This is a genomic window from Bradyrhizobium sp. SSBR45G, assembly GCF_030159255.1.
GTDB lineage: Bacteria > Pseudomonadota > Alphaproteobacteria > Rhizobiales > Xanthobacteraceae > Bradyrhizobium.
Genome location: NZ_BSCT01000008.1, coordinates 12794 through 37427, shown reverse-complemented (window position 1 = coordinate 37427; position 24634 = coordinate 12794). Strand labels below are relative to the sequence as shown.

At 65.5% G+C, this 24634-nt stretch carries 25 protein-coding genes; 14 read left to right on the top strand and 11 right to left on the bottom strand.

Features of this window, described 5'->3' with window-relative positions; genetic code table 11:
- Positions 1-90: 90 nt before the first annotated feature.
- The 3 genes from mnmE to hemJ form a co-directional block, all read right to left on the bottom strand.
- Positions 91-1425, bottom strand: coding sequence for a tRNA uridine-5-carboxymethylaminomethyl(34) synthesis GTPase MnmE (gene mnmE / locus QQL87_RS12585; RefSeq protein WP_284418450.1), 1335 nt, complete (start codon positions 1423-1425; stop codon positions 91-93).
- 177 nt (positions 1426-1602) lie between these two features.
- Positions 1603-2868 carry a transcription termination factor Rho gene (gene rho, locus QQL87_RS12580; protein WP_284418449.1) on the bottom strand — a complete coding sequence of 422 codons (1266 nt, stop codon included), beginning with the start codon at positions 2866-2868 and terminating at the stop codon, positions 1603-1605.
- A gap of 236 nt (positions 2869-3104) precedes the next feature.
- Entirely contained in the window at positions 3105-3527 is a 423-nt protein-coding gene (gene hemJ / locus QQL87_RS12575; protein WP_284418448.1) for a protoporphyrinogen oxidase HemJ, read from the bottom strand.
- Between the two features lie 414 nt (positions 3528-3941).
- On the opposite strand from hemJ, the gene QQL87_RS12570 reads away from it, so the two are divergent.
- From QQL87_RS12570 to dnaQ, 4 genes are read left to right on the top strand one after another with little or no spacing between them, the layout of a single operon-like run.
- Positions 3942-4781 (top strand): pyruvate, water dikinase regulatory protein, encoded by an 840-nt coding sequence (locus QQL87_RS12570; protein WP_284418447.1) that lies wholly within the window; start codon positions 3942-3944, stop codon positions 4779-4781.
- Positions 4782-4791: 10 nt separating this feature from the next.
- On the top strand, positions 4792-5400 hold the full coding sequence (locus QQL87_RS12565; RefSeq protein WP_284418446.1) for a Maf family protein: 609 nt from the start codon (positions 4792-4794) through the stop codon (positions 5398-5400).
- A 34-nt stretch (positions 5401-5434) separates the two neighbouring features.
- Positions 5435-6034 (top strand): dephospho-CoA kinase, encoded by a 600-nt coding sequence (gene coaE, locus QQL87_RS12560; RefSeq protein ID WP_284418445.1) that lies wholly within the window; start codon positions 5435-5437, stop codon positions 6032-6034.
- A gap of 38 nt (positions 6035-6072) precedes the next feature.
- Positions 6073-6771, top strand: coding sequence for a DNA polymerase III subunit epsilon (gene dnaQ / locus QQL87_RS12555; protein WP_284418444.1), 699 nt, complete (start codon positions 6073-6075; stop codon positions 6769-6771).
- A gap of 62 nt (positions 6772-6833) precedes the next feature.
- On the opposite strand, the gene secB is transcribed toward dnaQ, so the two are convergent.
- A complete protein-coding gene (gene secB / locus QQL87_RS12550) occupies positions 6834-7322 on the bottom strand; it encodes a protein-export chaperone SecB (protein WP_284418443.1) in 489 nt (162 codons plus the stop codon).
- Positions 7323-7711: 389 nt separating this feature from the next.
- Here secB and QQL87_RS12545 point away from each other — a divergent pair, with 389 nt between their 5' ends.
- The 3 genes from QQL87_RS12545 (at position 7712) to QQL87_RS12535 (ending at position 10781) form a co-directional block, all read left to right on the top strand.
- Positions 7712-8413: a Tim44/TimA family putative adaptor protein gene (locus QQL87_RS12545; protein ID WP_284418442.1), complete on the top strand. Its 702-nt coding sequence runs from the start codon at positions 7712-7714 to the stop codon at positions 8411-8413.
- Between the two features lie 160 nt (positions 8414-8573).
- Positions 8574-10193, top strand: coding sequence for a murein transglycosylase A (gene mltA, locus QQL87_RS12540; protein WP_284418441.1), 1620 nt, complete (start codon positions 8574-8576; stop codon positions 10191-10193).
- 12 nt (positions 10194-10205) lie between these two features.
- Entirely contained in the window at positions 10206-10781 is a 576-nt protein-coding gene (locus QQL87_RS12535; RefSeq protein WP_284418440.1) for a Smr/MutS family protein, read from the top strand.
- Positions 10782-10784: 3 nt separating this feature from the next.
- Here QQL87_RS12535 and QQL87_RS12530 read toward each other — a convergent pair whose 3' ends face one another.
- The 4 genes from QQL87_RS12530 to hslV form a co-directional block, all read right to left on the bottom strand.
- Complete coding sequence (locus QQL87_RS12530; protein WP_284418439.1) at positions 10785-11906, bottom strand: hypothetical protein; 1122 nt, start codon at positions 11904-11906, stop codon at positions 10785-10787.
- Between the two features lie 234 nt (positions 11907-12140).
- Positions 12141-13445 (bottom strand): ATP-dependent protease ATPase subunit HslU, encoded by a 1305-nt coding sequence (gene hslU / locus QQL87_RS12525; RefSeq protein ID WP_284418438.1) that lies wholly within the window; start codon positions 13443-13445, stop codon positions 12141-12143.
- 51 nt (positions 13446-13496) lie between these two features.
- A complete protein-coding gene (locus QQL87_RS12520; RefSeq protein WP_284418437.1) occupies positions 13497-14096 on the bottom strand; it encodes a DUF2585 domain-containing protein in 600 nt (199 codons plus the stop codon).
- Between the two features lie 3 nt (positions 14097-14099).
- Entirely contained in the window at positions 14100-14660 is a 561-nt protein-coding gene (hslV, locus tag QQL87_RS12515; protein WP_284418436.1) for an ATP-dependent protease subunit HslV, read from the bottom strand.
- 208 nt (positions 14661-14868) lie between these two features.
- Between hslV and hisB the strand changes: the two genes are divergently transcribed.
- From hisB to coaA, 7 genes are all read left to right on the top strand, one after another.
- A complete protein-coding gene (gene hisB / locus QQL87_RS12510; RefSeq protein ID WP_284418435.1) occupies positions 14869-15462 on the top strand; it encodes an imidazoleglycerol-phosphate dehydratase HisB in 594 nt (197 codons plus the stop codon).
- 25 nt (positions 15463-15487) lie between these two features.
- Entirely contained in the window at positions 15488-16018 is a 531-nt protein-coding gene (locus tag QQL87_RS12505; RefSeq protein WP_284418434.1) for a DUF2628 domain-containing protein, read from the top strand.
- Entirely contained in the window at positions 16015-16665 is a 651-nt protein-coding gene (hisH, locus tag QQL87_RS12500; protein WP_284418433.1) for an imidazole glycerol phosphate synthase subunit HisH, read from the top strand. Before QQL87_RS12505 ends, hisH begins: the two co-directional genes overlap by 4 nt.
- Positions 16666-16725: 60 nt before the next feature.
- Positions 16726-17460, top strand: coding sequence for a 1-(5-phosphoribosyl)-5-[(5-phosphoribosylamino)methylideneamino]imidazole-4-carboxamide isomerase (gene hisA, locus QQL87_RS12495; RefSeq protein WP_284418432.1), 735 nt, complete (start codon positions 16726-16728; stop codon positions 17458-17460).
- Positions 17461-17471: 11 nt separating this feature from the next.
- Positions 17472-18248: an imidazole glycerol phosphate synthase subunit HisF gene (gene hisF / locus QQL87_RS12490; protein ID WP_284418431.1), complete on the top strand. Its 777-nt coding sequence runs from the start codon at positions 17472-17474 to the stop codon at positions 18246-18248.
- An 80-nt stretch (positions 18249-18328) separates the two neighbouring features.
- The gene (locus QQL87_RS12485; RefSeq protein ID WP_284418430.1) at positions 18329-18652 is read left to right on the top strand and encodes a phosphoribosyl-ATP diphosphatase; all 324 of its coding nucleotides are present in this window, start codon (positions 18329-18331) and stop codon (positions 18650-18652) included.
- 33 nt (positions 18653-18685) lie between these two features.
- Positions 18686-19642 (top strand): type I pantothenate kinase, encoded by a 957-nt coding sequence (gene coaA, locus QQL87_RS12480; RefSeq protein ID WP_284418429.1) that lies wholly within the window; start codon positions 18686-18688, stop codon positions 19640-19642.
- 301 nt (positions 19643-19943) lie between these two features.
- On the opposite strand, the gene QQL87_RS12475 is transcribed toward coaA, so the two are convergent.
- From QQL87_RS12475 to QQL87_RS12465, 3 genes are all read right to left on the bottom strand, one after another.
- Complete coding sequence (locus QQL87_RS12475) at positions 19944-22178, bottom strand: PAS domain-containing hybrid sensor histidine kinase/response regulator (protein ID WP_284418428.1); 2235 nt, start codon at positions 22176-22178, stop codon at positions 19944-19946.
- A 134-nt stretch (positions 22179-22312) separates the two neighbouring features.
- The gene (locus QQL87_RS12470) at positions 22313-22819 is read right to left on the bottom strand and encodes a hypothetical protein (RefSeq protein WP_284418427.1); all 507 of its coding nucleotides are present in this window, start codon (positions 22817-22819) and stop codon (positions 22313-22315) included.
- Between the two features lie 102 nt (positions 22820-22921).
- Positions 22922-24460, bottom strand: a complete 1539-nt coding sequence (locus QQL87_RS12465) for a YifB family Mg chelatase-like AAA ATPase (RefSeq protein ID WP_284418426.1) — start codon at positions 24458-24460, stop codon at positions 22922-22924.
- Positions 24461-24634 lie beyond the last annotated feature (174 nt).

Sequence of the window (24634 nt, the reverse complement as noted above, 5' to 3'; positions counted from 1 at the left end):
AACTGAGCACCGCCTTCGCGTGAACCAATTCAGGATCGGTTAACCGATCAACCCTTCATTAAGCATAATGGCGCCACTGCCTATGTCTGATCACTTCCCGATGCAGAACTCGCGGAAGATGACATCGAGCAGATCCTCGACATCGACCCGCCCAAGCAGACGGCCGAGCGAGAGTGCCGCGATCCGCAGCTCCTCAGCCGCCAGCTCCTCGCCGAGATCGACCGCTGCCTGACAACGCCGCAGCGCTTCGCTGGTCTCCATCAGAAGCTTCCGCTGGCGCTCTCGCGTGATCAATCCGTTCTCGGCGGTCCCGAAATAGTCGCGGGCGAAGCCGATCAGGCCGTCGAGCAATCCGGAAAGCCCCTCACCGCTCCGCGCCGAGATCAGAAACTGCCGGCCTCGCTCCGAGGCGGCCACCTCATCTCTGGCGCTCGGATTCAGATCGATCTTGTTCCGGACGATCCAGACCGGCGCCTGCGCTAAAGTCTCCGCCGGCACCGGTTCGCCCTCCGACAGCCACAGCACCAGATCCGCATCGGCCGCACGGGCGCGGGCCCGCCGGACACCCTCCTGCTCTACCGGATCATCGGTCTCCCGGATCCCCGCGGTATCGATCAGGGTCACCGGATAACCATCGAGATCGAGCTGGACCTCGATCACGTCGCGCGTCGTGCCGGCATGGGGTGAGACGATCGCGACATCACGCTTGGCCAGCTGATTGATCAGCGTCGACTTGCCGGCATTGGGCGGTCCGGCGATGACCACGGTCAGACCGTTCCGGAGCCGCTCGGCCCGGCCTTGACCGGCCAGTACCGCCTCGATCTCGCCAAGCAGCTGCGTGACACGCGCCATGGCCGGCGCCATCAATTCTGACGGCACGTCGCCCTCGTCGGCGAAATCGATTCCGGCCTCGATCAGCGCCGCGGCCGCAATGATCTGGTCGCGCCAGTTGCGCGCCCGGTCACCGAGCAGACCCTTGAGCTGGCGCAACGCCTGGCGTCGCTGCCGGTCGGTGTCTGCATGGATGAGATCATCCAGACCTTCGGCTTCGGTCAGGTCGAGCTTGCCATTCTCGAACGCCCGCCGCGTGAACTCACCCGGCTCGGCCGGCCTCAGGTTTGGCAGCGACGAGAGCACGGCAAACAGCGCCGCGACCACAGCCCGGCTGCCATGGACATGCAGCTCCGCGACATCCTCTCCGGTCGCACTGGCTGGTCCCGGAAACCACAGCACCACCGCGTCGTCGATCGGCTCCCCCTCGGCATCCCTGAGCAGGGCCCGCGTCGCCCTCCGTGCCGCCGGGATCTGTCCGGCCAGCAACTGCAGCGCCGCTCCGGCGTGGCGACCAGAGAGTCTGACGATCGCGATCGCACTCGGAAGCCGTCCCGAGGACAGCGCAAAGATGGTCTGATCATGAGGATGCATGCGACCAGAGTTGGCCCCGCTGCCGGCGAAACACAATCGGTTTGCGGGGGCATGCTTTACGCCCACAGGCACGACACCTCCGATCGGCGTCGCGAATGCACCAGCACAAAGAAACGAGCCCAAACAAAAAGGGCGCTCCGAGGAGCGCCCTTTGCAAACCGTTGGATCGAACCTCGATCAGGTGTTCATCGACTCGAAGAACTCCGAGTTGCTCTTGGTGCTGCGGAGCTTGTCGAGCAGGAAGTCGATCGCGTCCATCGTGCCCATCGGATTGAGAATACGACGGAGCACATACATCTTCTTGAGGTTCTGCGGCTCGGTGATGAGCTCTTCCTTGCGGGTGCCGGAGCGGGCGATGTCGATCGCCGGAAAGGTCCGCTTGTCCGCGACCTTGCGGTCGAGGATAAGCTCGGAGTTGCCCGTGCCCTTGAACTCTTCGAAGATCACCTCGTCCATGCGGCTGCCAGTGTCGACCAGCGCGGTCGCGATGATCGTCAGCGAGCCACCTTCCTCGATATTTCGGGCGGCGCCGAAGAAACGCTTCGGACGCTGCAGCGCATTGGCGTCGACACCGCCGGTCAGCACCTTGCCGGAGGACGGCACGACAGTGTTGTAGGCGCGACCGAGACGGGTAATCGAGTCGAGCAGGATGACGACGTCGCGGCCGTGTTCGACCAGGCGCTTGGCCTTCTCGATCACCATCTCCGCGACCTGCACGTGACGGACCGCCGGCTCGTCGAAGGTCGACGACACGACCTCGCCCTTCACCGAGCGCTGCATGTCCGTGACTTCCTCCGGACGCTCGTCGATCAGCAGCACGATCAGGTAGCACTCGGGATGATTGGCCGTGATCGAATGCGCGATGTTCTGCATCAGCACCGTCTTGCCGGTGCGCGGCGGCGCGACGATCAGCGCGCGCTGGCCCTTGCCGATCGGCGCGACGATATCGATGACGCGCGACGACAGATCCTTGCGGGTCGCGTCCTCGATCTCGAGCCGGAAGCGCTCGTCCGGAAACAGCGGCGTGAGGTTGTCGAAATTGACCTTGTGCTTGGACTTCTCGGGATCCTCGAAGTTCAGCGTGTTGACCTTCAGCAGCGCAAAGTAGCGCTCGCCCTCTTTCGGGCTGCGGATGTGGCCTTCGATGGTGTCACCGGTGCGCAGGCCGAAACGACGGATCTGCGACGGCGAGACGTAGATGTCGTCAGGACCTGGCAGGTAGTTCGCGTCCGGCGAACGCAGGAAGCCGAAGCCGTCCGAAAGAACCTCGACGACGCCCTCACCGATGATGTCGGTTTCCTGGATCGCGAGCTGCTTGAGGATGGCGAACATCAGCTCCTGCTTGCGCATCGTGCTGGCATTCTCGACCCCGTTTTCCTCCGCGAAGGAGACGAGCTCGGCCGGCGTCTTTGACTTGAGGTCCTGTAGTTTGATTTCCCGCATTGGGGTGGTCCTGTGGAGCGACTTGGGAGGGATGCGAGGTGGCTGAGGGAAGGCGGACGAAATGAGGTCCGCAGGTCTGAGCAAGGTTGGCGCCGGTGAGGCACCAGACCTGATGCGGCGGCCGGTCAAGCCGGAACGCAACCACATCCGCCTGCGTGGGGTGGGATATCGCCAATATAGAAAATTGCGCCGTCCTTCGCAAGGCGAATGCGCCGGGGCGGTATTGCCGGGATGGCTCAGAACGGCTTGACGATGACGAGAACCACGATACCGATCATCAGGGCTGTCGGCACCTCGTTGATATACCTATAGAATTTCTGGCTTTTCGTATTCCGGTCAGCGGCGAATTCCTTGACGTAGCGGGAAAACATGCCGTGAACGCCGGACAGGATCAGGACGAGCAGAAACTTGCCATGAAACCAGCCGCTGGCATACCAGTGACCGGCCCAAACCAGATAGAGGCCGGCAAGCCAGGTCACGATCATGGCCGGATTGATGATCGCCTTGAACAGGCGACGCTCCATGACCTTGAACGTCTCGGACTGCTTCGAGCCGATCTCGGCCTCGCAATGATAGACGAACAGGCGCGGCAGATAGAGCATGCCGGCCATCCAGGCGATGACGGCAATGACGTGCAGCGCCTTGATCCACTCGTACATCGGTCGGGCGATCCTCTCTCGGCGGTCGTCGCGTTGGGAGGCGAGACATATCCGCTCGCTCGATCGCTTCCAAACTAAATAATTTTAGAATCTTTAAGGTTTGAGTCTAAGTAGCGGTGGATTGGACTCATGCAATTCAGTCCGCCGATTTTCCGCAGCTTGTTCACATCCTTCAACAGGTCCACGACCGAGATCGGCTCTCGCCGGAGTCCGATGCGAGTCAAATGCTTGGCCCGCGTCATGGACAGCTTATCCAGAGACAAATGAACCGCCTCCCGATATCATCGGAACGACCACTCGATTTCTCCCGGCTTGCGACCATGTGAAGAACATTCGGGGTTATACAAAGGGGGCCGCCGAAGGCCGCTTTTTGGCCCCATCCTTCACAGGGATTCACAGATCGTTAAGGATTTGATGCCCACCACCGGAAACTACTTTCACCTGCATCTGGTGTCCGACTCAACGGGCGAAACCCTGATCACGGTCGCGCGCGCCGTGGCCGCGCAATACGCCAACGTGACACCCGTGGAGCACGTGTATCCGCTGGTCCGCAGCCAGAAGCAGCTGGATCGCGTGCTTGACGAGATCGAGGAAGCGCCGGGCATCGTGCTGTTCACGCTGCTGGAGAAGGACCTGGTCAGCCGTCTCGAGGGCAAGTGCCAGCAGATCAACATCCCGAGCCTGTCGATCATCGGTCCGGTGATGCAGCTGTTCGAGGCCTATCTCGGGGCGTCGACCGCCGGCCGCGTCGGCGCGCAGCACGTGCTGAACGCCGAATATTTCGCGCGCATCGATGCGCTGAACTACACGATGATCCACGACGACGGCCAGATGGTCGATGGCCTCGAGGACGCGGACGTGGTCCTGGTCGGCGTCAGCCGCACCTCGAAGACGCCGACTTCGATCTATCTGGCGAACCGTGGCGTGCGGACCGCGAATGTTCCCCTGGTGCCGGGTATCCCGATTCCGCATCAGTTGGAGACGTTGAAGAAGCCGCTGGTGGTCAGCCTGCACGCGACGCCCGAGCGGCTGATCCAGGTGCGACAAAATCGGCTGCTCAGCATGGGTGCGGAATCCGGCAACGAGACCTATGTCGACAAGCAGTCGGTGACCGATGAGGTCGCCTATGCGCGCAAGCTCAGTGCAAAATTCAACTGGGTCATGCTCGACGTGACGCGCCGCTCGATCGAAGAGACCGCGGCCGCCATCATCAAACTCTATACCGACCGGCAGCGGCAGCGCTTGCCGGAATGAGCTGACGACGATGACCTTATGGTATGGTGACGAGAAGCTCGTCCTGGCTTCGCAGAGCCGGCCGCGGCGCATGCTTCTGGAGAATGCCGGCCTGGCGTGCGAGGCGGTGCCGGCCGATATCGACGAGCGCGCCATTCAGGCCGAGGCCGGTCTGGTCGCGCCGTATGAGATCGCCCTGCACCTGGCCATCGCAAAGGCGCAGTCGGTCTCGGCGGTCAGCCCCAATTGCTATGTCCTCGGCGCCGACCAGACCCTGGCGCTCGGCGAGCGCATGTTCAACAAGCCCGCCGGCCGGCAGCAGGCGATGCATCAATTGCTCGCACTCGCCGGACGGACCCACGCGCTGCATTCGGCAATTGCCGTCGTGCGCAACGGCGAGGTGCTGTTCTCCCACGTCGCGGTCGCCTGGATGACGATGCGCATGCTGACCGAGAGCGACGTCGCCGCCTATCTCGATGCCGCCGGCCAGGCCGTCATGTCGAGCGTCGGGGCCTATCAGCTCGAAGGGCTTGGCGTGCATCTGTTCGACCGCATCGACGGCGACCACTTCACCATCCTCGGCCTGCCGCTGCTGCCGCTGCTCGCCTACTTCCGTGAAGCAAGGCTGCTCAGGTTCTGACGGCACGTGGCGATCACGGATGGAGCATAGGCGAATGAGGGTGCTCGGTCTGACCGGCTCGATGGGCATGGGCAAGTCGACAACGGCCAAGCTGTTCGCCGAAGCTGGCGTTCCCGTCTACGACGCCGATGCGACGGTGCATAAGGTCTATGAGAGTGAGGCTGCGCCGGCCGTCGAAGCCGCGTTTCCCGGAACGACCGTGAACGGCAAGGTCGACCGGGCAAAACTGTCGGCCAAGGTGGTCGGGGATCCCACAGCGATCCGCCGTCTCGAAGCCATCGTGCATCCGATGCTGCGATCCTATCATCAGGCCTTTCTGGACGACGCCGAGCAGTCCGGCGTGCCCGTGGCGGTCGTCGATGTCCCGCTCCTGTTCGAGACCGGCGGTGACAAGCGGGTCGATGCCGTCGTCGTCGTCTCGACCTCGCCCGAGATCCAGCGGGAGCGAATTCTCGCACGTGGCACTATGACGGAAGAGGCGCTCGATGCGCTGCTGGCCCGGCAGATGCCGGATGCCGAAAAGCGCGCGCGCGCCGATTTCGTCGTGGATACCTCCCATGGGCTGGATCCGGTGCGGGCGCGCATCCGCGACATCCTGGCCGAGGTTGTTAGAATGCCGCAGCGGCGCGGCTGATTCGCCAAAGCCGCGCGTTCTTCAACGGACCAAGTCAAATGCGTGAGATCGTCCTCGATACCGAAACCACCGGCCTCGACGCGCTGCGTGGCGACCGTCTGGTCGAAATCGGCTGTGTCGAGATGGTCAACCGGATGCCGACCGGCCAAGTCTATCACCGCTACATCAATCCGCAGCGCGACATGCCGGCCGAGGCTTTTGCGGTTCACGGCCTTTCGACGGAATTCCTGTCCGACAAGCCGCTGTTCCATGAGGTCGTGGAGGACTTCCTGGCCTTCATCGGCGACGACCCGCTGGTGATCCACAACGCCTCGTTCGACATCGGCTTCATCAATGCCGAGCTCGATCGCGTCAAGCGCGCGCCGATCCCGCGGGAGCGCCTGGTCGACACCCTGCTGCTGGCGCGGCGCAAGCATCCGGGCGTGTCGAACCGGCTCGACGATCTGTGCTCGCGCTATGCGATTGATAATTCCCGCCGCACCAAGCACGGCGCTCTGCTCGACGCAGAGCTCTTGGCCGAGGTCTATGTCGACCTGGTCGGGGCCCGTCAGTCGCAGCTGATCCTGACCCAGGATACGCAGGAGATCCGCGTTGGACACGCCGGCGATACGCCGCGCCGCCAGCGTGATGTCCCCCTGGCGCCACGGGTGACAGAGGCTGAGCGGGAGGCGCATCGCGCCTTCATCGCCACCCTCGGCGACAAGCCGATCTGGATGGACTTCCTGTCCGGAACGTGATCCGCGGCCGTTGCCGGCGGCGGATCACGCCCGTCGATCACGATAAATAATTGACTAACGGATCAGCTCGGACGGATCTGCGCGCCCTGGGCCGCGGCCTGACGTTCCATGTTCTGGCGGTACAGGCTGACGAAATCGACCGGGTCGAGCATCAAGGGCGGGAAGCCGCCGTCACGCACCGAATTGGCGACGATCTCGCGCGCAAACGGGAACAGCAGGCGCGGACACTCGATCAGCAACATCGGGGACAGGTGCTCCTGGGGCACGTTGACCAGCCGGAACACGCCGCCATACACCAGCTCGAAGCTGAACATGACCTGGGTGCCGCTCTCCGCCTTGCCCTCGATCGTCAGCGTCACTTCATATTCGGTCTCGGCGAGCGCGTTGGCGCCGACATTGATCTGGATATTGATCTGCGGCGCCTGGCCCTGCGGCGCCAGGGACTGCGGAGCGTTCGGATTCTCGAACGAGAGGTCCTTGATATATTGCGCCAGCACGTTGAGTTGAGGAGGAGGGGCCGCCTCGGGAGTGGCGCCGTTACCGTTGGTCATCGAAGTGTTCTCCAGGCACAAAGGGCGGTTCGTTGCGGCGCGTGGCTACCATAGCGCCGGCTTGTTCCACAAGGACGACCCGCCACCCGGCTGGCCGACCGCCGGATATGGTTGTCCGGGTTCGGTCTGCCTCCATTTGTCGCATGACACCGGCCTCGGCCCCCGAGCGCGTTGTTCCCCAGGCGGGGGTCAGGCGATCCGATTTCCCCTTGGCGGTGAAACGGGTTAGGATGTCCGTGCCACAATGCGCCATTGGCCCGGCCCAATTCGATGACTACATCCTCCGGAGATGAACCCTTTCATGGGTCTTTACCCGGTTCTTGGTAGACGGGCATCCGATGGCCAGACTCGCGTCCGGCCCGACAAGTCAGTCAGAAAGCGAACACGACGTGGATATTTATACCATCATCTTCCTGGCATTGGCGGTCTTCATCTTCTTTCGCCTGCGCGCCGTGCTCGGCCAGCGCACCGGCAGCGAGCGGGCCCCGTTCGACCGTGCGGCACGGAACATCGTGCCGGGGGCTCCGGACAACCATGTCATGCCGGTTCCCGGCGCGCCGATCGATCCAGCGGGTCCGGCCACGGGCGCCGACTTCGGCGCGCCCAGTGATCGCTGGCGCGGCGTGGCTGAGCCGGGCACGCCGCTCGCGCGCGGTCTCGACGCGATCGCCGTCAGCGATCCCGCATTCGACCCGCGGCATTTCCTCACCGGTGCACGCAGCGCCTATGAGATGATCGTGCTGGCCTTTGCCAATGGCGACCGCCGCGCGTTGCGCGACCTGCTGTCGTCAGAGGTCTATGACAGCTTCGATTCCGTCATCAAGGAGCGCGAGAAGCAGGAGCAGAAGACCGAGACGCGCTTCGTCTCCATCGATACGGCCGAGCTGGTCGGCGCCGACGTGCGCGACCGCACGGCTCAGCTTACGGTGCGCTTCGTGTCGCAGATGATCTCCGTGACCCGCGACAAGATGGGGGCCATCGTCGACGGCAATCCGGACAAGGTCGCCGATATCACCGACATCTGGACCTTCGCCCGCGAGACTGGTTCGCGTGATCCGAACTGGAAGCTGGTTGGCACCGGCAGCCACTGATCGAGCAGGTTGCCGCTGCCGGCGTTGGCGTCGGGAGCTGACCCGCTCTCGAGCTCAGCCGGCCGCGGAAGGGGGACGACGAGGCGTATCCTCGAATTTTTGACGGCACGGTTTTTGGCATTTCGGATTTCGGGTTGAGTGGTACTTTGATGGTGCAGGCATGGTTCGCGAAATCTGGAAGCGGGTTTTTACTGCCCGTTACCTCAAATATTGGACGCTGGCGCTTGTTCTGAGCGTCGCCGCCGTTGCGCTCGCGCCTTACGCGGCCGAGGCGGTACGCGCGCGTCACCGGACCGCCACGCCACCGATGCGCCACCTGCCCTACCCCCCGCTCGACTGGCCGATCGAGATCGCCAACAGCCAGTACCTGCCGCTGAGCTGGAGTGATGTCCCCGGCTGGAGCGATGATGATCAGCTCGCGGCCTATCGAACGTTCCGGGCCAGCTGCAAGCCGATTGCGGCCAAGCCGGACGGCGCGCCAGAGGACAAGGCGCTCGGCGACTCCCTGCGCGATCCCTGCCGGGAGGCGCGCGCCGCCGATCTCGCCGACAGCGCAGCCGCCAAGGCTTTCTTCGAACGCAATTTCGAGCCGCTGAAGATCTCCAAGCTCGGTGATGCCGATGGCTTCGTCACCGGCTACTACGAGCCGGTCATCGAAGGCTCGCGCACCCAGAACGAGGTCTACAACGTTCCAGTCTACCGCCGCCCGTCCAATCTGTTCGTCCGCGGCTTCAAGCAGGATGCGACCAGCCTGCCCAACAAGGGACCCGTCTATCGCAAGATCGGGCGGCGCAAGCTGGTCCCCTATTACGACCGCGCCGAGATCGAGGACGGCGCGATCGAGGGCCGTGGCCTGGAGATCGCCTGGCTCAGGAATCAAACCGATCTGCTGTTCGCGCAGATCCAGGGCTCGGCGCGCATCAGCCTCGATGACGGCTCGACCGTGCGCATCAATTATGACGCCTATAATGGCCACCCTTATACGCCGGTCGGCCGCATCCTGATCGAGCGCGGCATCATTCCGCGCGAGCAGATGTCGATGCAGCGCATCCGCGACTGGATGGAGCAGAATCCGGACGGCGCCAATGAGCTGCGCCGCATGAATCGCTCCTACATCTTCTTCCGCGAGGTGCAGCTGTCGGAGAAGGACGAGGCGGTCGGCGCGCAGGGCATCCCGCTGACGCCGGGCCGCTCGATCGCGGTCGACAAGTCGCTGCACGTCTATGGAACGCCGTTCTTCATCACCGGCGAGCTGCCGATCGAATCGGAAAAATCCAAGACGGCGTTTCATCGCCTGATGATCGCGCAGGACACCGGATCGGCAATCGTGGGTCCAGCCCGCGCCGATCTCTATTTCGGTGCGGGGCAGGAGGCCGGCAAGGTGTCCGGCCGGCTCAAGCACAGCATGCAGTTCGTGATGCTGGTGCCGCGGAGTCTCGATCCCGTCGTGCGCGGCCGCAGGATGCCGTTGCCCGATGCGCGTCCGTCGGAGAAGATCGCGAAACTGTTTCCGCAGGTGCTGCCCAAGGAGGCTGCGAAGGAGCCCGTCAAGGAGCAGGCAAAGGATCAGGATCCATCCGGCAAGGTCGCGGCTGCCGCCGCCGCGGTCAAGGATCAGAACCCCCCTGCCCCGACGGCCAGTCCGAGCCCGGCGACCACGGTCGCGCAGAACGTCGCGGCGCCGCAGCCGATCCCTCTGCCGGAGGCCAGGCCCCGCATTGAAAGTGATCGCAATATCCGCCGATTGCGTTATGGCAGACGCCACCGCAATCACCGATGACAAGCCATCTCCATGTCTGAAGATCCCGAGCCGCCGCGTGGCCGACGCAAGCGCGGCCTGTCCGAGGACGAGCGCGCGCTGTGGGAGACGGTGGCGCGCCAGGTCAAGCCGCTGCGCAAGAAGCCGCGGCCGGTGCGCCCGCATCCGCCGATGACGACGTCCGAGGCGCAGCCGGACAAGCCGACCATGACGCATCGGCAGGTCGTGCCGGTCGTCGCACCCAAACCGGCCAAGCCGGCGATCCCGCCGCTGGTCTCACTTGGGCGGAAAGAACGCTCGAAACTGTCGCGCGGCCGCAGTGAGATCGATGCCCGGCTCGATCTGCACGGCATGACCCAGAGCCGCGCGCATCAGGCGCTGCATCATTTCCTGCACCGCGCGCAGCATGACGGCCTCACCTTCGTGCTGGTCATCACCGGCAAGGGCACGATCGGCGCCGATCCAGAACGCGGCGTGCTTCGCCGGCAGGTCCCGCACTGGCTGAGCCTGCCGGAATTCCGCTCGCTGATCGTCGGCTTCGAGGAAGCCCATGCGGGCCATGGCGGCGTCGGCGCGCTCTACGTCCGTATCCGCCGCCCACGCGGCTGATGATCAGAACGGCCGGATGATGCCGACGCGCGGGATGACGGTGACGATCCAGCCCAGGATGTTGGTGTTGCGTTTGTCCGCATCGATGGCGGGCACAGGCATGGTGGCCGGCAGCGTCTTCACCGCATGCAGCATCAGCACCATGCAGACCACCCAGCTCGAGATCCAGCGCGAATAGTCGAACACCATCGCGAACATCACGAGATAGGCGAGGCTGATCATGACCAGGGCGGCGATGACGACCTGCCGATGACGCTGCTCTTCCAGTGCGCCGATGAGTTGTTTGAACGTGCTCCACAGCGGCGCATGCAGCCAGAGAAGCAGCGCATACACGGGCAGGCCCAGCAGGTTCGATGGCAGTCGCGCCCAGGTGTCCTGGACCTCCTTGGACAGCGGCTGATACCAGACATAGGCGAACTGCAGCAGCTCGGTGCGCGACGGATCGACCATGCGCGTTCGCAGGTAGGCCACGAAGTCCGCTTCGGGGAGCGGCATCGTGCCGAGGAACTGCGCGGCCAGGAACAGCACGCCGAGAGCTACCAGCGCGACGGCGCCGATGGAGAGATCGAGGCGCGTGACGCTGCGCGGCAAGTAATAGCGCAGCACGACGATCGCCGCGATGGTCGGCACATACATCAGCAGGTGGATGTGATGGATCAGCACCAGCACCGCCGAGATGAGCGTCGCGAGCAGCACGTAGGCGAGCGAGCCGGCAGGCACGAGCAGCAGGATGATCGCGCCGAGACAGCCATAGACGTCGAAATGGCCGAGCGTGAACAGGAAGTTCTTGAACACGAACGGCGAGCCGGCGGTGAAGACGAGCAATGGGAGTTGCTCACGGCTCGAGCCGAAGGTTCGGCGGAACAGCTGGATGAACAGCGCGAAGGTGATCAGCCACACGCTGCCGCCCACCGCGAATACCAGCCACACCGGCACCTTCGCCGTGAACAGCCCGACGATGGCACCGATCAGCGCGCGCTTGATGAAGCCGTGGTGATAGTCGACCAGCAGGTGGATGTAGGGGATGTAGGGCGGCAGCGTGATCTTGTGCAGAAACACGCCGAGCATGACAGCGGCGTTGACCACGAGCATCAGGCGCCAGTGCTTGCTGAACGCGCCGCTCATGCCGAGTCCGGGGGGTAGCGGGCGGAGATGCGGTCGTCGCCACGTCCACCATTGTCGTCCCGGCCTCGAGCCGGGATCCATAACCACCGCTGTCCATGCTGAGGCAGGGCTGGAGCCGCCATCTTGAACTACAATCAGCTTTGGTGGGTATGGGTCCCCGCGTTCGCGGGGACGACAGCGGAGTTTGACGTTGCGCCGGAGCGAACCAGCGAAGCCGCTACGAAGCGCAGCCGCTTACAAGATGAACCTACTCAGATCCGCGTTCTTGGCGAGGTCGCCGATGTGCTGCTGCACATAGGCGGCGTCGACGCGCATGGTCTCGCCTGATCGGTCGGAGGCGGTGAAGGAGATCTCGTCGAGCACGCGTTCCATCACGGTCTGCAACCGCCGCGCGCCGATGTTCTCGACCGTGGAGTTCACCGCGACGGCGATGTCGGCCAGCGCGTCGATCGCATCGTCGGTGATGTCGAGCGTCACGCCCTCGGTCTTCATCAGCGCCACATATTGCTTGATCAGCGACGCCTCCGGCTCGGTGAGAATGCGGCGCATGTCGTCGCGCGTCAGCGCCTGCAGCTCGACACGGATCGGCAAGCGCCCTTGCAACTCCGGCAGCAGGTCCGAGGGCTTGGCGATGTGGAACGCGCCTGACGCAATGAACAGGATGTGGTCGGTCTTGACGGCGCCATGCTTGGTCGAGACCGTCGTGCCCTCGATCAGCGGCAGCAGGTCGCGCTGAACGCCTTCGCGCGAGACGTCGCCGCCGTGCCGGTTCTCGCGCACGCAGATCTTGTCGATCTCGTCGAGGAACACGATGCCGTTGTTCTCGACCACGTTGATCGCCTCCTGCACCAGCTGGTCGTTGTCGAGCAGGTTGTCGGACTCCTCGGCGATCAGGAGGTCGTGCGAGGCTTCGACCGTGACGCGCCGCGTCTTGGTGCGGCCGCCGAGCTTGCCGAAGATGTCGCCGATCGAGATCGCGCCCATCTGCGCGCCCGGCATGCCAGGGATCTCGAACATCGGCATGCCGCCGCCGGAGGACTGCGTCTCGATCTCGATCTCCTTGTCATTCAGCTCGCCGGCGCGCAGCTTGCGGCGGAACGAGTCGCGGGTCGCGGCGCTGGAATTGGTACCGACCAGCGCATCGAGCACGCGCTCCTCGGCGGCGAGCTGGGCGCGGGCGGCGACGTCCTTGCGCTTGCGCTCGCGCACCTGGGAGATCGCGACCTCGATGAGGTCACGAATGATCTGCTCGACGTCGCGGCCGACATAGCCGACCTCGGTGAACTTGGTGGCCTCGACCTTGAGGAACGGCGCGCCGGCGAGCTTGGCCAGCCGCCGCGCGATCTCGGTCTTGCCGACGCCGGTCGGGCCGATCATCAGGATGTTCTTCGGCAGCACCTCCTCGCGCAGGCTGGCATCGAGCTGCAGCCGGCGCCAGCGGTTGCGAAGCGCGATGGAGACCGCCCGCTTGGCATCAGCCTGGCCGACGATGTAGCGGTCGAGTTCGGAGACGATTTCGCGGGGGGAAAAGTCGGTCATGAGGCTCTAGCTAGGGTCGGACGGGGGCGAGGGCAAGCCGGATTTCCGCCGTCACAGGATGGGTGGGCCCGCCTGCCATTGCCGGACCGCCTCGGTCGGATACAGCAGCATGAGGATATTCAGGGTCAGGTTGTCGCGAATGTGCAACCCCACCCCGATCTCGAACACGATCGCAATCACAACGGTCAGCCAGACCGGCAGCACCCGCGCCAGCAAAAAGCCGGTCATCATCGCCAGCGTGTCGCCGACGGAGTTCACGATGCTGTCGCCGAAATAATCCAGCGAGATCGTGGCGGCACGATAGCGCTCGATGATGAGGCTCGAATTCTCGACCAGCTCCCAGGCGCCCTCGATCAGCATGGCGGCGATCAGCCGGACCTGCCAGGGCAGGAACGGCAGCACCAGCGCGGTCAACGCATAGAACAGGAAGCCGTGAATGATGTGGGAGAACGTGTACCAGTCGGTGAGGTGCTGGGAGTTCTCCGAACTCTGCACCACGCCGTGCCAGAGCTTGACAGTCCCGCAGGCGCAGATCGGCAGCCGGCCCATCGCGAACAGCAGCGCAGCCTGCAGCGCCAGGAGCGCCAGCGCCGCCGCGAACCAGGGTGCGGACGATCGTCCGGGCGTGGTGCCGATCCCGTCCGCGGCCATTGCTCACTCGGCCGATAGAGCTTCGACGGTGACGTTGCGGTTGGTGTAGACGCAGATGTCGGCCGCAATGTCGAGCGAGCGCCGCACGATGCTCTCGGCATCCTTGTCGGTGTCGAGCAGCGCCCGCGCCGCGGCCAGTGCGTAATTGCCGCCGGAGCCGATCGCCATCACTCCGGACTCCGGCTCCAGCACGTCGCCGGTCCCGGTCAGCACCAGCGAGACGTCCTTGTCGGCCACGATCATCATGGCCTCCAGCCGGCGCAGATAGCGGTCGGTGCGCCAATCCTTGGCGAGCTCGACCGCGGCCCGGGTCAGCTGTCCCGGATATTGCTCGAGCTTGCTCTCCAGCCGCTCGAACAGCGTGAAGGCGTCGGCCGTGGCGCCGGCAAAGCCGCCGATGACGTCGCCCTTGCCGAGCTTGCGGACCTTCCTGGCATTGGACTTGATCACGGTCTGGCCGATCGAGACCTGGCCGTCGCCGCCCACGACCACCCTGCCCCCTTTGCGGACGGTCAGGATCGTGGTGCCGTGCCAGACGGTGGGCTCATGGGAAGATGCGTGCATGGGGAGTCCCTGGTTGATGCCCTCATTTAGGGCCTCGGGCCGGGGGATACAATTCGGAGATACTATTCCCGGGTCCCTGCCCTGCCCGGTCAGGCCTTGAAATCTGCTCACCATGGCCCGAGATCAGGCCCAGGAAGCGTCATCCCGCAGTAGCTAAGGTGTCATCCGCCTGATAAAAGGGCCGCGTTTTCAAGGGAAAGCTGACCCCATGCGTAGCGCGACCGTCAAGCGCAAGACCAAAGAGACCGACATCGAGGTGGCTGTGAACCTCGACGGCACCGGCGTCGTCAACATCGCGACCGGTATCGGCTTCTTCGATCATATGCTGGATCTGCTCGCCCGGCATTCCCGCATCGACATGACGGTCAAGGCGGTCGGCGACCTGCACATCGATTTCCACCACACCACCGAGGACGTCGGCATCGCGCTCGGCCAGGCCGTGCGCCAGGCGCTCGGCGACATGGCCGGCATCACCCGCTACGCCTCGATCCACATGCCGATGGACGAGACCCTGACGCGCGTCGTGATCGACGTGTCGGGCCGGCCGATGCTGGTGTTCCGCACGACTTTCGCGCGCGACAAGATCGGCGAGTTCGACACCGAGCTGGTGCGCGAATGGTTCAACGCCTTCGCCATGAACGCCGGCATCACCCTGCACGTCGAGACGCTGTACGGCGAGAACGCCCACCATATCGCCGAATCCTGCTTCAAGGGTCTGGCGCGGGCGTTGCGCGCTGCGCTGGCGATTGATCCGCGCAATCAGGGCGAAGTGCCATCCACCAAGGGTCAGCTCGGCGGCTGACCGCCCCGTCCAAGGGATTATCGACATGCCCGTCTATACGGTCCACGCTCCCCTCGCCGCCGGGGTCGATCTGCGTTCGACGGATCGCTTCGTGTTCATCCGCGACGGCTTCCATCTCTGGGCCGCCGTGCTCGGCGCCGTCTGGCTGGCCTGGCACCGGCTCTGGCTCGCCTTGCTTGGCTGGGTCGTGCTGATGATGGTGGTCGACGTCGTCCTGGCGCGGATCGGCATCGGCGCCGGCACCATCGCCGTCGTCGATCTGCTGCTGTCGATCCTGCTCGGGCTCGAAGCCTCCAGCCTGAAGCGCTGGAGCTACTCGCGCGGCAACTGGCGCGAGCTCGACGTCGTCGTCGCCGACGATCTCGATGCCGCCGAGCGGCGCTTCTTCGAGCGCTGGGCTGCACGGCGCAGCACCATCGGCTACGACCACAACACCGTCGATCGCGGCGCGGCGCCGCCGACGCGCGACAACGGCAATGGCAACGGACAGCGCCCGCCGCCCCTGCCCCATGCCAGCATCATTGGCTTGTTTCCCGAACCCGGAGGTGGACGATGAGTGTTGCGATCATCGATTACGGTTCCGGCAATCTGCATTCCGCCGCCAAGGCCTTCGAGCGCGCCGCGCGCAGCATGCAGGATCCGCAGAAGGTCGTGGTGACGCGCGATCCCGATACGGTCTATCGCGCCGACCGCATCGTGCTGCCCGGCGTCGGCGCCTTTGCTGATTGCCGCCGCGGCCTCGATGCCGTGGACGGCATGCTGGAAGCGATGACCGAGGCGGTGCGCCACAAGGCGCGGCCGTTCTTCGGCATCTGCGTCGGCATGCAGTTGATGGCGACGCGCGGCAAGGAGCATGTCACGACCGACGGCTTCAACTGGGTCGCCGGCGACGTCGAGAAGATCTCCCCGCGTGATGAGAGCCTGAAGATCCCGCACATGGGCTGGAACACGCTGGACATGGTGCAGGAGCATCCGGTGCTGGAGCGGCTGCCGCTCGGGCCGAAGGGCCTGCACGCTTATTTCGTGCACTCCTATCATCTCAACGCCGTCAACGAGGACGACGTGCTGGCGCGCGCTGATTATGGCGGAGCCGTCACCGCTATGGTCGGCAAGGACACCGCGATCGGCACGCAATTCCATCCCGAGAAGAGCCAGCGGTTCGGTCTCGCTTTGATTTCCAACTTCCTGAAATGGAAGCCATGAGCGATGTGGTCCTGGTCGCCGCAAGAGGCGGGCAGGGCGCGCGCTTGAAAGACAACTGACATGATCCTGTTTCCCGCCATCGATCTGAAGAACGGCCAGTGCGTGCGCCTGGAGCAGGGCGACATGGCCCGCGCGACCGTGTTCAATCTCGATCCCGCCGCGCAAGCGAAGAGCTTCGCCGACCAGGGTTTTGAATATCTCCACGTCGTCGATCTCGACGGCGCCTTCGCCGGCAAGCCGATGAACGCGCAGGCCGTCGAGGCCATGCTGAAAGTCGTGAAGATGCCGGTACAGCTCGGCGGCGGCATCCGCGATCTCAAGACGGTGGAGGCCTGGCTCAGCAAAGGCATCACCCGCGTCATCATCGGCACCGCGGCGGTGCGCGACCCCGAGCTGGTGAAGACCGCTGCCAAAACCTTCCCCGGCCGCGTCGCCGTCGGGCTCGATGCCCGTGACGGCAAGGTCGCGGTCGAGGGCTGGGCGGAGACCTCCGAGGTGACGGCGCTCGACATTGCCAAACGTTTCGAGGACGCCGGCGTCGCCGCGATCATCTTCACCGACATCGCCCGCGACGGCCTGCTCAAGGGCCTGAACCTCGACGCCACGATCGCGCTCGGCGACGCCATCTCGATCCCCGTGATCGCCTCCGGCGGCCTCGCCTCGATCGAGGACGTCAAGGCGATGCTGACGCCGCGTGCGAACAAGCTCGAAGGCGCCATCGCCGGCCGCGCGCTGTATGACGGGCGGCTCGATCCGGCGGAGGCGCTGGCGCTGATCCGCGCGGCGCGGACGTAGGAGAGAACAGGATGTTCAAGGTCCGTGTCATTCCCTGCCTCGACGTCAAGGACGGCCGGGTCGTCAAGGGCGTCAACTTCGTCAATCTGCGCGACGCCGGCGATCCGGTGGAAGCTGCGATCGCCTATGACGCCGCGGGCGCTGACGAGCTCTGCTTTCTCGACATCACCGCTACTCATGAGAACCGCGGCATCATGCTGGACGTCGTCAGGCGCACGGCGGAAGCCTGCTTCATGCCGGTCACGGTCGGCGGCGGCGTCCGCACCATCGACGACATCAAGACCCTGCTGCGCTCCGGCGCCGACAAGGTCTCGATCAATTCGGCGGCGGTAGCGCGGCGCGAGTTCGTCAAGGAGGCGGCCGAGAAGTTCGGCGAGCAGTGCATCGTGGTGGCGATCGATGCCAAGTCCGTGCCCCGTTCGGGCGGCGGGTCGCGCTGGGAGATCTTCACCCATGGCGGCCGCAAATCGACCGGCATCGACGCGCTGGAATTCGCCCAGGAAGTCGTCTCGCTCGGCGCCGGCGAGATCCTGCTGACCTCGATGGACCGCGACGGCACCCGCCAGGGTTTTGACATTCCGCTGACCCGGGCGGTCGCCGACAGCGTCCCGGTCCCGGTGATCGCGTCCGGCGGCGTCGGCAACCTCGATCACCTGGTGGACGGCATCCGCCAGGGCCGCGCCACTGCGGTGCTGGCCGCCTCGATCTTCCATTTCGGGGAATTTACCATCCGGCAGGCCAAGGAGCACATGGTGCGCCAGGGCCTGCCGATGCGGCTCGATCCCTGACGACATTGCGCCGCAAAAATGTTACATGAACGCTGACTTGACCCGCCGTCCATGGCGGGCAGCGTTCCGAGCACCGGCTGATGTCCCGCTTCACGCTTCACGATCTGGCTGCCATCATCGACGCGCGCGCCGCGGCGGGTGGCGAGGCGTCCTATACGCGCAAGCTGCTCGACAAGGGACCGTCGCAATGCGCCAAGAAAATGGGTGAGGAGGCGGTGGAGACGGTCATTGCCGCCGTCGGCACCGATCGCGACCACCTGATCTCCGAAAGCGCCGATCTGCTGTTTCATCTGTTGGTGCTGCTGAAGTCGCGCGACGTCCGGCTCGAAGAGGTCGAGGCGGCGCTCGGCAAGCGGACCGTTCAATCGGGGCTGGAAGAAAAGGCGTCGCGCAAGACGGAGTAGGGCGCGACGGCGGGGGAAACAAAGGGCAGCATCATGGATATGCGCACCACCGAACAAACATATAATCCGTACCGCGTCTTCACCCGCGAGCAGTGGTCCGAACTGCGCAACGACACGCCGATGACCTTGGAGCCCGGCGAGTTCTCCAAGCTCCGCTCGATGCACGATCGCCTCGATCTCAAGGAGGTCGAGGACATCTATCTGCCGCTGTCGCGGCTGCTGTCGATGTATGTCGATGCGGCGCAGCGGCTGTACTACGCGCAGCGCCAGTTCCTCGGCATCCGCGACCGCAAGATGCCCTACATCATCGGCGTCGCCGGCTCGGTGTCGGTCGGCAAGTCCACCACCGCGCGCGTGCTGCAGGCCCTGCTGGCGCGCTGGTCGCCGCGCCCGAAGGTCGACCTCATCACCACCGACGGCTTCCTGTATCCGAACGCGGTCCTGGAGCGGCAGGGCCTGATGCAGAAGAAGGGCTTTCCGGAAAGCTACGATCTGCCGCGGCTGCTCAGCTTTCTCTCCGACATCAAGGCCGGCCGGCATCAGGTGCGCGCGCCGGTCTACTCGCATCTCACCTACGACATCGTGCCCAATCAGTGGGTCGAGATCGACCAGCCCGACATCCTCATCGTCGAAGGCGTCAACGTGCTGCAGACCGGGCCGCTGCCGCGCGACGGCAAGGCGGTACCTGTGGTCTCCGACTTCTTCGACTTCTCGGTCTACATCGACGCCGACGAGGCGGTGCTGCGCAAATGGTACGTGAAGCGCTTCCTGTCGCTGCGTGACACCGCGTTCCATGATCCCCGGTCCTACTTCAACCGCTACGCGCTGCTGTCCGACGAAGAGGCCATTGCCACCGCGATCGCGATCTGGGAACGCACCAACCTCGCCAATCTCGAGGACAACATCCTGCCGACGAGGCCGCGCGCGACGCTCATCCTGAAGAAGGGCGCCGACCACGAGGTCGAGACGGTGGCGCTCAGGCGGTTGTGAGCACGGCCGTCGCGCTTTGCGCGATCGCCTGACGTGTAGGCGAACGGACAATCTCTCCGTCATTCCGGGGCGCGCGCAGCGCGAGCCCGGAATCCATAGCCATAGCCGTTCATGTGGATCGAGACGATCGTGGCTATTGCCTTCAACAAACAACGGCCTGTGGCTATGGATTCCGGGCTCATTCGCGCTGCTTCAAAATGGCTTCGCCATTTTGCGCGCGAATGCCCCGGAATGACGAGGGGAGAGATGTTGTCGCCTCGGGTTCGCGGCTCGTAGCCCAGCCACTCCAACTCATCACCAACTACGCCGCGACCTGCCGCGCAGCTGCCAGATTGGCGAGCGCCTCGTCCAGCTTGTCGCGATCGATCGGCTTGACCAGGAAACCGTCCATGCCGGCTTCGAAGCAGGCATAGCGGTCTTCGACCAGGGCGTTGGCCGTGAGCGCCAGGATCGGCGTGCGCCGGCCAGGCTCGGCGGCCTCGTGGGCGCGGATGCGCTTGGCGGCGGCGATGCCGTCGAGGCGGGGCATCTGCACGTCCATCAGGATCAGGTCGTAGGGCGTGCCGGCCGCGCGCGCCGCGAGCCAGGAGTCGAGCGCGGCTTCGCCGTGCACGGCGATGTCGGCGTGATGGCCGAGCTTGCTGAGCAGCGAGCGCATCAGCAGTGCGTTGATGTCGTTGTCCTCGGCGACCAGGATCGACAGGCCCATCCCGGCGGACGCTGTGATCGGCGGAGCGATCGTCGGGACCGGGTCGTCGACGAGCGATGTGTCATCGACAGCGAAGCCGACGCGGGCGGCGAGCGACGCGGCCCGCAGCGGCTTGACGAGATAGCCGTGGAACGGCGCCGCCGGCATCAGCTCGTGGCGGCTCGCCGGCGTGACCAGCACGATCAGCCGCGTCGTATGATGTTGCGCCGTTGCGCCCAGGCGTCGCGCCGCATCGCTGCCGATCGCGTCGTCGATCAGCACCGCGTGCCATGCCCGCTCCGGCAGCAGCACGTCGGCCACCGCGGCCTCGGCGACGAGGCAGGTCTGTGCACCCCAGTGCTGCAGCCGTCGCTCGATCAGCTCGGCTTGCAGCCCCGTCGGCGCGATCAGCATGACCGACTGCCCGGTCAGATCCGGCCCGCGAAAACTGTTCTGCTCGCCGCGCTCCAACGCCGCCGGCAGCGGCACCGAGACCTCGAAGGTCGAGCCGGCGCCGAGCTCGCTCTGCAGGCTGATCCGGCCGCCCATGCGCTTGACGATGCGGTCGGAGATCGCCAAGCCAAGGCCGGTGCCGCCGAAGCTGCGCGCGACGCTGTCGTCGGCCTGTTCGAATTCGCGGAAGATGCGCTCCTGCGCTTCAAAGGCGATGCCGATGCCGGTGTCGCGCACCTGGAAGCTGATCTCGTTGGGCCAGATGCCGGGCTCGGCGATGACAGCGACGCCGCCCGAGCTCGTGAACTTGATGGCGTTGCCGGCGAGATTGAGCAGCACTTGGCGCAGCCGGGCGGCGTCGCCCGTCACCCAGGTCGGCAGCCGCTCATCCATGTAGGCGGCGATCTCCAGCTGCTTGGCCTGCGCGCGCGGCGCCAGCAGCTCGGTGATCTCCTCGATCAGCGCGGTCAGAGAGAACGGCTGCGCCTCCAGCGCCAGCTTGCCGGCCTCGATCTTGGAATAGTCCAGCAGCTCGTTGATCAGCGCCATCAGCGCTTCGCCCGAGGTGCGCACGGCCTTGGCGTAGGTGGTCTGCTCCGGCGTCAGGTGTGTCTCGAGCAGCAGCCCGCTCATGCCGAGAATGCCGTTCAACGGCGTGCGGATCTCGTGGCTGGCCATTGCCAGGAAGCGGGATTTGGCACGGTTCGCCGCATTGGCCTGGTCGCGCGCATCGGCCAGCGCGCGCTCGGACTCGGTGCGGTCGGTGACATCGCGGCCGACACATTGCAGCACGGCGGGGTGCCCGGCATCGGAGCGCACCAGCGCCTCGCGCCAGGCGATCCAGCGCGGTCCGGTCGCGCTGTCGATGCGCTGGTCGTGAACGCGCGTGCCGCTGGGCTCCAGCGCGCTGTCGCCCTGCTCGATCAGGTCGAACGCGAATTGGCTGCCGATGAGGTTCTCGCGATCGAGCCCCGCCATCTGGCAATAGGCGTCGTTGACGAAGATGATGGTGCCGTCCTGCTCGCGCATGACGATGAGGTCGCCCTGCTGCTCGAACAGATGGCGCGCGCGCTGCTCGGCCTCCTGCAGCTCCCAGTTCCGGTCGGCCAGCACCTCGTTGTGAAGCGCGATCTTCTGCAGCTTCTTATGGACGAAGCGCAGCCGCATGCTGAGCGTGGCGAGGCCGACGCAGGCGAGTGCGAACAGGAAGCTGGCGCCGATCGCGAACGTATGCGGATTGTAGCCGGAATTCTCGGAGATGCTGGCCTTGATGAAGCCATAGGCGCCGCCGAAGCCGGCGGAGAAGATCATCAGCGAGCGCAGGATCGTGAAGATGAGCTGATGACGGCGCATGAAACGGCGCAGGCGCAGCCTGATGCGAAGAGTCCGTCCCATCGTTCACCCCCGACGTATTCGATCCCGATATCCTGCCCGGCCCGCACCATGCGGCGTCGGTCTTGCTGAGGCTTGAAGGCGCATGCCCGCGCGATGGCGCGGTGCAGAGATGGTGAACCGGGCGTTAGCCCGGCTCACAGGATGGCGTCGACGGTCGGCGACACGTGGTGATGCGCGCTGACGATCAGCGCCGCGGCCTGGCGCACCGTGATGCGGCTCGACCGCACGAAGATGCGGTAGTCAGCCGGGCGCCGGCTCGCGTCATCTTTGGTCGCATCCGTGGTGTCGGACCTCGCGAGATAGATCAGCGGCCAGGCGCCGGTGGCGTGGTCGGCGATCGCGACGCTTCGCGTCGCGGCGCCCGGACCGCAACCGAGCTCCTTGTCTTGGGCAGGCGCATCATCGACCACGACGAAATCAGCCGTTTCCGGGCTATCGGCCAGCGCCACGCGAACCGTCGCGAGCGCCGGATCATCGGTGAAGTCGACGTGGAGATCAGCGTGGAAGGGCGCGGTGCCGAGCGAAACGCTGTCGGCACCGACGGCAATGCAGGGCTGCGGGGAGGGCGCCAGCTCGAGCCTGGCAATGACCGCGGCCGCGATCAGCGGCACGGCTGAAACGAGAACCTTGAAACGCAACATGACACGCACCGACGCGGAAGGCCTGATGACGGAAACGCGGGCCTTATGGTTGTCGGAGGGTAAAGATAAGTCGTTACCAGAGTGTTGAGGGGGAGGGCGCCTTTACGCCGCATGGCGATTGTCCTCGGCCAGCGCGCGGTACGACAGCGCCTCGGCCAAGTGCAGCCGGCCGATAGTCTCGACATGGTCCAGATCGGCCAGCGTCCGCGCCACGCGCAGGACGCGATGATAGCCGCGCGCCGACAGCCGCATCGTCTCGGCGGCTTCGCGCAGCAGCTTCTGGCCCGGCGCATCCAGCCTGGCGATCTCGTCGAGCACGGCGGCCGGCGCCTCGGCGTTGGTCCGGACGTGCGGCAGGCCGGCCTTGGCGTAGCGCTCGCGTTGCAGGTCGCGCGCGGCCGCGACGCGGGCGGCGACCTCTTTCGAGCCTTCCTTCGACGGCGGCAGGATCAGGTCGGCGGCGGTGACAGCGGGCACCTCGATGCGCAGGTCGATGCGGTCCATCAGCGGGCCGGAGATGCGCATCTGGTAGTCGGCCGTGCAGCGGTCGATGCGGCCGCGCTTGCAGGCGTAGCCGGGCTCGAAGGCGCTGCCGCAGCGGCACGGATTCATCGCCGCGACCAGCATGAAGCGGGCAGGGTAGGTGACGCGGTGGTTGGCGCGCGAGATCGAGACCTCGCCGTTCTCCAAGGGCTGGCGCAGCGAATCCAGCACGCGCGGATCGAACTCCGGCAGCTCGTCGAGGAACAGCACGCCCTGATGCGCCAGCGAGATTTCGCCCGGCCGGGCGCGCAGGCCGCCGCCGGTCAGCGCCGCCATGCTCGCGGAATGATGCGGGCTGCGGAACGGGCGCCGGTTGGTCAGCGCGCCGCCCTCGATCTCGCCGGCGACCGAGGCGATCATCGAGACTTCGAGCAGTTCGGCCGGCGAGAGCGGCGGCAGGATCGACGGCAGCCGCGCCGCGAGCATCGACTTGCCGGCGCCGGGCGACCCGATCATCAGGAGATGATGTCCGCCGGCGGCGGCGATCTCGAGCGCGCGCTTGCCGCTCTCCTGGCCCTTGATGTCGCGCAGATCGAGCAGGCTCGCGGGCGCCTCCTGGATCTTCGGCTGCGGCCGCGACAGCACCTGCGTGCCCTTGAAATGGTTGGCGATCTGGATCAGCGACGTCGCCGCGATGATCTGCAGGTCTGGGCTCGCCCAGGCCGCCTCGGCGCCGCAGGCGGCCGGGCAGATCAGGCCCTCCTCGCGCGCATTGGCGCCGATCGCGGCCGGCAGGACGCCTGCGACCGGCGCGATCGAGCCGTCGAGCCCGAGCTCGCCGAGCACGGTGAATCCACCCAGCGCATCCGGCGGAATGGCGCCGATGGCCGCCATCAGGCCGAGCGCGATCGGCAGGTCGTAATGGCTGCCTTCCTTCGGCACGTCGGCCGGCGCGAGGTTCACCGTGATGCGCCGCGCGGGCAGAGCGAGGCCCGAGGCGATCAGCGCCGAGCGCACCCGCTCGCGCGCCTCCGACACCGCCTTGTCAGGCAGGCCGACGATGGCAAACGCCGGCAGACCCGGCGCAACCTGGACCTGCACGTCGACCGCGCGGGCCTCGATCCCCTCAAAGGCGACGGTGGAAACCCGCTGGACCATGGTGCCCCTCCCGCCAGAGAGGCTAGCGGAAGCGATCCTGCTGCGCAAGAACAATACGGGAACATTGTTCGCAACGGGCTCCGGCATGGTGGCCGAGCCGGCATGAATACGCCGGCGGGCGCCGAGGTGAAATCACGGGTCCCGACGATGCAACGTCCCTTACGGCAAGGGCGA

What these genes read in the sequence shown, in the direction of transcription:
- dnaQ (WP_284418444.1), top strand. Translation starts at nt 6,073, where the DNA reads ATGCGTGAGATCGTCCTCGATACCGAAACCACCGGCCTCGACGCGCTG.
- QQL87_RS12470 (WP_284418427.1), bottom strand. Translation starts at nt 22,819, where the DNA reads ATGTTGCGTTTCAAGGTTCTCGTTTCAGCCGTGCCGCTGATCGCGGCC.
- coaE (WP_284418445.1), top strand. Translation starts at nt 5,435, where the DNA reads ATGAGGGTGCTCGGTCTGACCGGCTCGATGGGCATGGGCAAGTCGACA.
- QQL87_RS12505 (WP_284418434.1), top strand. Translation starts at nt 15,488, where the DNA reads ATGCCCGTCTATACGGTCCACGCTCCCCTCGCCGCCGGGGTCGATCTG.
- hslU (WP_284418438.1), bottom strand. Translation starts at nt 13,445, where the DNA reads ATGACCGACTTTTCCCCCCGCGAAATCGTCTCCGAACTCGACCGCTAC.
- secB (WP_284418443.1), bottom strand. Translation starts at nt 7,322, where the DNA reads ATGACCAACGGTAACGGCGCCACTCCCGAGGCGGCCCCTCCTCCTCAA.
- hisA (WP_284418432.1), top strand. Translation starts at nt 16,726, where the DNA reads ATGATCCTGTTTCCCGCCATCGATCTGAAGAACGGCCAGTGCGTGCGC.
- mltA (WP_284418441.1), top strand. Translation starts at nt 8,574, where the DNA reads ATGGTTCGCGAAATCTGGAAGCGGGTTTTTACTGCCCGTTACCTCAAA.
- hisF (WP_284418431.1), top strand. Translation starts at nt 17,472, where the DNA reads ATGTTCAAGGTCCGTGTCATTCCCTGCCTCGACGTCAAGGACGGCCGG.
- coaA (WP_284418429.1), top strand. Translation starts at nt 18,686, where the DNA reads ATGGATATGCGCACCACCGAACAAACATATAATCCGTACCGCGTCTTC.
- hemJ (WP_284418448.1), bottom strand. Translation starts at nt 3,527, where the DNA reads ATGTACGAGTGGATCAAGGCGCTGCACGTCATTGCCGTCATCGCCTGG.
- mnmE (WP_284418450.1), bottom strand. Translation starts at nt 1,425, where the DNA reads ATGCATCCTCATGATCAGACCATCTTTGCGCTGTCCTCGGGACGGCTT.
- QQL87_RS12535 (WP_284418440.1), top strand. Translation starts at nt 10,206, where the DNA reads ATGTCTGAAGATCCCGAGCCGCCGCGTGGCCGACGCAAGCGCGGCCTG.
- hslV (WP_284418436.1), bottom strand. Translation starts at nt 14,660, where the DNA reads ATGCACGCATCTTCCCATGAGCCCACCGTCTGGCACGGCACCACGATC.
- QQL87_RS12530 (WP_284418439.1), bottom strand. Translation starts at nt 11,906, where the DNA reads ATGAGCGGCGCGTTCAGCAAGCACTGGCGCCTGATGCTCGTGGTCAAC.
- QQL87_RS12520 (WP_284418437.1), bottom strand. Translation starts at nt 14,096, where the DNA reads ATGGCCGCGGACGGGATCGGCACCACGCCCGGACGATCGTCCGCACCC.
- hisB (WP_284418435.1), top strand. Translation starts at nt 14,869, where the DNA reads ATGCGTAGCGCGACCGTCAAGCGCAAGACCAAAGAGACCGACATCGAG.
- QQL87_RS12465 (WP_284418426.1), bottom strand. Translation starts at nt 24,460, where the DNA reads ATGGTCCAGCGGGTTTCCACCGTCGCCTTTGAGGGGATCGAGGCCCGC.
- QQL87_RS12565 (WP_284418446.1), top strand. Translation starts at nt 4,792, where the DNA reads ATGACCTTATGGTATGGTGACGAGAAGCTCGTCCTGGCTTCGCAGAGC.
- QQL87_RS12475 (WP_284418428.1), bottom strand. Translation starts at nt 22,178, where the DNA reads ATGGGACGGACTCTTCGCATCAGGCTGCGCCTGCGCCGTTTCATGCGC.
- QQL87_RS12485 (WP_284418430.1), top strand. Translation starts at nt 18,329, where the DNA reads ATGTCCCGCTTCACGCTTCACGATCTGGCTGCCATCATCGACGCGCGC.
- hisH (WP_284418433.1), top strand. Translation starts at nt 16,015, where the DNA reads ATGAGTGTTGCGATCATCGATTACGGTTCCGGCAATCTGCATTCCGCC.
- QQL87_RS12570 (WP_284418447.1), top strand. Translation starts at nt 3,942, where the DNA reads ATGCCCACCACCGGAAACTACTTTCACCTGCATCTGGTGTCCGACTCA.
- rho (WP_284418449.1), bottom strand. Translation starts at nt 2,868, where the DNA reads ATGCGGGAAATCAAACTACAGGACCTCAAGTCAAAGACGCCGGCCGAG.